We start from the raw sequence: 5,058 nt of genomic DNA, 5'->3' as shown, positions 1-5,058 counted from the left end.
GTTGAGCACCTGGTCGAGGTGCAGGTAGTCGCCGTAGCTCATGTCCTGGCTGAAGTCGAGCTTGGCGCCTTCTTCGGCGACGATTTTTTCGGTAGGGTTCATGTGACTGCCGCCCGTTGGCTGAAGCGCGGCTCGCGCCACTCGCCGCTGTGCAGCACCTGCGCCAGTTGCTCAACCGCGTCACACACGTCGATGAAGCGGGTGTAGAGCGGGGTGAAGCCGAAGCGCAGGATGTCTGGCGCTCTGAAATCACCGATCACGCCGCGTGCGATCAGCGCCTGCATCATCGGGTAACCGGCGCTGGGGTGGGCAAAGCTCACCTGGCTGCCGCGCTTCGCTGATTCACGCGGCGAAGCCAGTTGCAACCCGGCGCAGCGCGATTCGACCAGCTCGATGAAGAGTTCGGTGAGGGCGATCGACTTGTGGCGCAGGGCGTTCATGTCGGCGGCGAGCACGGTGTCGACACCACATTCGAGCGCGGCCAACGAAATGACCGATGGTGTGCCGCAGAGGTAGCGCGCGATGCCGGGTGCGGGCCGGTAGTCGGGCGTGAACTCGAACGGCGTTGCATGGCCCATCCAACCGGATAAGGGCTGCCAGAAACGATCGGCATGGCGCGGATGTGCCCACACAAAAGCCGGAGCGCCTGGGCCACCGTTGAGGTACTTGTAGCCGCAGCCCACCGCGAAGTCGGCGTTGCTTCCTCGCAGGTCGACCGGCAGGGCGCCCGCGCTGTGCGCCAGGTCCCATACCGTGAGGCCGCCGGCGGCCTGTGCAGCGTGCGTCAGCGCGGCCATATCGTGCAGGCGCCCGGTGCGGTAGTTCACTTGCGTGAGCATCAGCACGGCGAGATCGGCGTTGAGGTGTTGCTCAATGTCGTCGGCTTCGACCAGCACGAGCCGCAAGCCATGCTCTTGCGCCAGGCTCTCGGCGATGTAGAGGTCGGTGGGGAAGTTGCTGCGCTCCGAGACGATGCACTTGCGCGTGGGTGAGTCAGCTTTGACGATGCGCAGCGCGGCGCTCAGCACCTTGAACAGGTTGACCGAAGTGGAGTCGGCCACCACCAGCTCGCCGTCGCCCGCGCCCACCAGCTGGGCGATCTTGTTGCCCACACGTTGGGGCAGGTCGATCCAGCCCGCTGTGTTCCAGCTGCGGATCAGGCCCTCGCCCCACTCTTGCTGCACCACCTGCTGCACACGCGCCGAGGTGCTGCGGGGCAAGACGCCGAGCGAATTGCCATCGAGGTAGATCACGCCCTCGGGCAGGGTGAATTGAACACGCAGTGACGCCAATGGGTCTTTCGCATCGAGCGCGAGGCAGTCTTGGCGGGTGGTGGCTTGGGGCGAAGTCATCACAACTCCCGCAGCACGGCGCGCACCGGCGAGGCGCAGGCCTGCATCAGTTTGAGGGGCAGGGCGATCAGCTCGTAGTCACCGGCCGGCACGCTGTCGAGCACCAGGTTTTCGAGCACGCGCAGATGGTGCTTCAACAGTTGCTGGTGGCTGTCGAGCGTCTTGCTGTCGGCGGGGTCGACCGATTGGCTGTCGATGCCAACCAGGCGCACGCCCAGGCTGGCCAACCAGGTGAGGGTCTCGGGCGCAAAGGCGCTGAACTCGCTTGACCAGGTGGTGGGCGCTTTGTCGCAGCTGCGCACCAGCACGCGTGGCGGCAGGTCGCTGGCCGCGTGCGCCAGGTCAGCGACCTGGATCAGTCGCGCCGGGCCGATGGCATGGATGACGCGGCAAGGGCCCAGGTAAGGCGCGAGGTCGACCTCACCGATGGCCGGTGCGTTGTCGGCGTAGTGCAGTGGCGCATCGGCATGGGCGCCGATGTGCGGTGACATCGTGATGGCCGTCAGGTTGACCGGGCAGCCGGGGCCGATGCGTGCCGTCCACTGCTGCGAATAGGCCTGGTCGCCGGGGAACAGCGGCGAATCGGGGGCGATCGGGGGGGAGATGTCCCAGACACGTTTCATGGCTCACTCCTTCGTGCGCGTTGAAGCGCGCACCACGGTCACGCTGCAGTCAGACTGAGCCGTGACCTGGGTCGACACGCTGCCGAGATAACGGCGCAGGCCGCCGCTGCTGCGTGCGCCCATCACGATGTGGTCGACCTGGTTCTTGCGCGCGTAGTCGACGATGGCATTGGCGGCATCGGGCGCTTCGAGCACGTGGAAGGTCACACGGCCGGCCTGCGTTTCTGTCGGCAGCTTGAGCGACTGCATCAAGGGCCGCGCCCAGTGCTTGAGTTGCACCAGCAGGTTCACGTGCTTGCTGCTGCCGTCGGGCTCCATCAGCTCGTCCAGGCCGATGCGGTTGACCTTCATCACGGCCAGGCAGGCCAGGCGTGCGCCGGGTTCTGTTTGCAGCAGCCGCTCGGCGGTCAGGCGCAAGGTGTCGAGCAGCTCGCGCTCGGCGTTGGCCACGTCGACCGCCACCAGCAGGATCGGGCTGCGCGCCAGCTGGCTGGTGGCACTGGCACGCGCCGACGGCTCGGCACCCATGGCAGAGAACCAGCGGCTCAGCACCTTCATCTTGCCGCTGCGCGCGCGGCGTGCAGCGCGTTCGGTCAGCACCACCTGGTCGGGGTTTTGCAGCTCGAAGGCGAGTTGCGCGCCGGTCTGCTGGCGTTTGTCGGGCTGCGGCTCCACAGCCTGCAAGACGATCTCTTGCAGCCAAGGCGGGCAGTCGGGCCGCAGCGTGATCGGTGGTACCGGATCGCGGTACAGGCGCTCGCGCAGGCCACGCACGCTGTCGGGTGAGCCGAAAGGGCGCTCGCCCGTGGTGAGGTGATAGAGCATCACGCCGAGCGCGAACAGGTCGCTGCGCGGGTCGTTGCGCACGAACTGCACCTGCTCCGGCGACATGTACGGCGCGGTGCCCATCGGCAGCTCGAACTCTTCGTCCAGCAGGTCGGGCAGGTGGTCGTGGCGCGACAGGCCGAAGTCGACCAGCACCGCCTCACCGCTCTCGCGGAACATGATGTTGCTCGGCTTCACGTCCAGGTGCACCAGGTGCTGGCGGTGCAGCTCGTGCAGCGCGGTGGCCACGCGCGTGCCGATGTCGACCACTTCAGCGATGGGCAGGGGCGCGGCGTCGAGCTGCTTGCGCAGCGATTCGCCGCCGATGCGCTCCATCACGATGTAGGGCTGGCGGGTGATGTCGCCCCTGGCCACAAAGCGCGGCACGTGCACGCCGGTGAGGCGCGGCAGGATCATCTGCTCGACCTCGAAGCCGACGATGCTCGCCGGGTTTTCGCCGCCGAGGATGCGCGGCACTTTCATGATGAGCGGCAACTCGGGCTCGGTGCCGTCGAGCGCCGTGACCTGCCACAGCTGGGCCATGCCGCCCTGGTGCAGGTGCTTGTCGAGCCGGAATCCGTCGACCACCTGGCCGGCCTGCAGCGGGCGCAGCGGGTGCGTGAGCGGCGCCGCCGCCGCGAAGGTCGCGGTGTCGCTCCCGGTGGTGCCGAGTTCAGCCGCCATCTTGCAGGCGCTGCGCCAGCCGCTGTGGCAGCCCGGCTGCGCGCACCTTGGCGGCAGCGGTGTCGTGGTCGTAGGGCACGCGGTGGAAGGTGAGGTCGCCGCTGCCGGTGTCGTACATGGCGTAGCAGGCGGCAGGGTTGTTGTCGCGGGGCTGGCCGGCCGAGCCGGGGATCACCAGCCACTGGCGTTGGGGTGAAAGCGGAATGGGCACATCGGGAACCGGCAAAAACTCGCCCACCTTGCCTGTGTTGGCCAGGTGGTAAAGCCGGGGCTCGTGCACATGGCCGCAAAAGGTGATGCGGCAGGCGGTTGCCTGCATGCTGCGAACCGCGTCGGACCGGGCATGGATGTAGGCCCAGTCGGGGGGCGCGAAGGCGTTGGCGTGAACGAAGAGCCGGGTGTCGTCGATCACGGTCAGCGGCAGCGTGGCCAGGAAGTCGAGCTGCTCGGCATCCAGCTGCTCGTGCGTCCAGGCGACCACCTGGCGCGCATCCTCCACCATGCTCGGCTGAGCGCCCATCACGGCGGCGGCGTCGTGGTTGCCCTTGATGGCCACCGCGCCTCTCGCCACGTGCTCGCGAATGCAGTCGACCACCCAGCCCGGGTCGGCGCCATAGCCGACGAAGTCACCCAGAAACGCGTACCGCTCGGCGCCCTGTGTTTGCGCGTGATCCAGCACCGCTTCGACGGCCTCGCGGTTGGCATGCAGGTCGGTGACGAGGGCGAGTTTCATGGCGCCTCGGGCAAGGCTGGATCAGCCGATGCGGCCAAGCAGCAGGAATTCCATCAAAGCCTTCTGAACGTGCATGCGGTTTTCGGCTTCATCCCACACCACCGATTGAGGCCCGTCAATCACTTCGGCCTCGACCTCTTCGCCCCGGTGCGCGGGCAGGCAGTGCATGAAGAGTGCATCAGGCTGCGCAGCGGCCATCATCTCGCGGTCGACACACCAGTCGGCAAAGGCCTTCATGCGCTCGGCGTTTTCGGCCTCGAAGCCCATGCTTGTCCACACGTCGGTGGTGACCAGGTGGGCGCCACGGCAGGCGTCGAGCGGGTTCTTGAACACCTTCACGCACGAGGTGTTGGACACCCCGGCCACGCGGGCGTCGATCTCATAGCCGGTGGGTGTGCTGACGTGCAGGGTGAAGCCCAGGATGTCGGCCGCCTGCAGCCAGGTGTTGGCCATGTTGTTGCCGTCGCCCACCCAGGCCACCACCTTGCCGGCGATCGAGCCGCGGTGTTCGATGTAGGTGAAAACATCGGCCAGGATCTGGCAGGGGTGGTACTCGTTGGTCAAACCATTGATCACCGGCACGCGCGAGTTGGCCGCGAAGCCTTCGATCTTGGTCTGCTCGTAGGTGCGGATCATCACCAGGTCGACCATGCGGCTGATCACGCGGGCACTGTCTTCGACCGGCTCGGAGCGGCCGAGCTGGCTGTCGCCGGTGGTGAGGTTCACCACCGAGCCGCCCATCTGGTACATGCCGGCCTCGAAGCTCACGCGGGTGCGTGTGCTGGCCTTCTCGAAGATCATCGCCAGCGTGCGGTCGACCAGCGGCGTGTACTTCTCATAG

The 5,058-nt window shown here is 67.0% G+C and carries 5 protein-coding genes and 1 pseudogene; all 6 read right to left on the bottom strand.

Annotated features, from left to right (window positions below):
- Positions 1 to 102: pseudogene (locus tag RMO40_RS07580) on the bottom strand (tryptophan 2,3-dioxygenase); the annotation flags it as partial.
- Positions 99 to 1,352, bottom strand: a complete 1,254-nt coding sequence (gene kynU / locus RMO40_RS07575; protein WP_309718553.1) for a kynureninase — start codon at positions 1,350 to 1,352, stop codon at positions 99 to 101. The gene kynU and the pseudogene RMO40_RS07580, both read right to left, overlap by 4 nt.
- On the bottom strand, positions 1,352 to 1,975 hold the full coding sequence (gene kynB / locus RMO40_RS07570) for an arylformamidase (RefSeq protein ID WP_309718551.1): 624 nt from the start codon (positions 1,973 to 1,975) through the stop codon (positions 1,352 to 1,354). The genes kynU and kynB overlap by 1 nt, the downstream gene beginning before the upstream one ends.
- 3 nt (positions 1,976 to 1,978) lie before the next feature.
- Entirely contained in the window at positions 1,979 to 3,484 is a 1,506-nt protein-coding gene (locus tag RMO40_RS07565) for a bifunctional serine/threonine-protein kinase/universal stress protein (RefSeq protein WP_309718548.1), read from the bottom strand.
- A complete protein-coding gene (locus tag RMO40_RS07560) occupies positions 3,474 to 4,217 on the bottom strand; it encodes a metallophosphoesterase family protein (protein ID WP_309718545.1) in 744 nt (247 codons plus the stop codon). The genes RMO40_RS07565 and RMO40_RS07560 overlap by 11 nt, the downstream gene beginning before the upstream one ends.
- A gap of 21 nt (positions 4,218 to 4,238) precedes the next feature.
- Positions 4,239 to 5,058: ornithine carbamoyltransferase (gene argF / locus RMO40_RS07555; RefSeq protein WP_309718541.1), on the bottom strand; the 820-nt coding region annotated here is incomplete at its 5' end.

This window comes from Rhizobacter sp. (assembly GCF_031412075.1).
In the GTDB taxonomy this organism is placed as follows: domain Bacteria; phylum Pseudomonadota; class Gammaproteobacteria; order Burkholderiales; family Burkholderiaceae_C; genus Rhizobacter.
Note: the sequence above shows the minus strand (reverse complement) of the source record. Positions and strands in the feature narration are given on the sequence as shown.

Coding starts and splice junctions, on each gene's coding strand:
- kynU (WP_309718553.1), bottom strand. CDS start 1,352: ATGACTTCGCCCCAAGCCACCACCCGCCAAGACTGCCTCGCGCTCGAT.
- kynB (WP_309718551.1), bottom strand. CDS start 1,975: ATGAAACGTGTCTGGGACATCTCCCCCCCGATCGCCCCCGATTCGCCG.
- RMO40_RS07565 (WP_309718548.1), bottom strand. CDS start 3,484: ATGGCGGCTGAACTCGGCACCACCGGGAGCGACACCGCGACCTTCGCG.
- RMO40_RS07560 (WP_309718545.1), bottom strand. CDS start 4,217: ATGAAACTCGCCCTCGTCACCGACCTGCATGCCAACCGCGAGGCCGTC.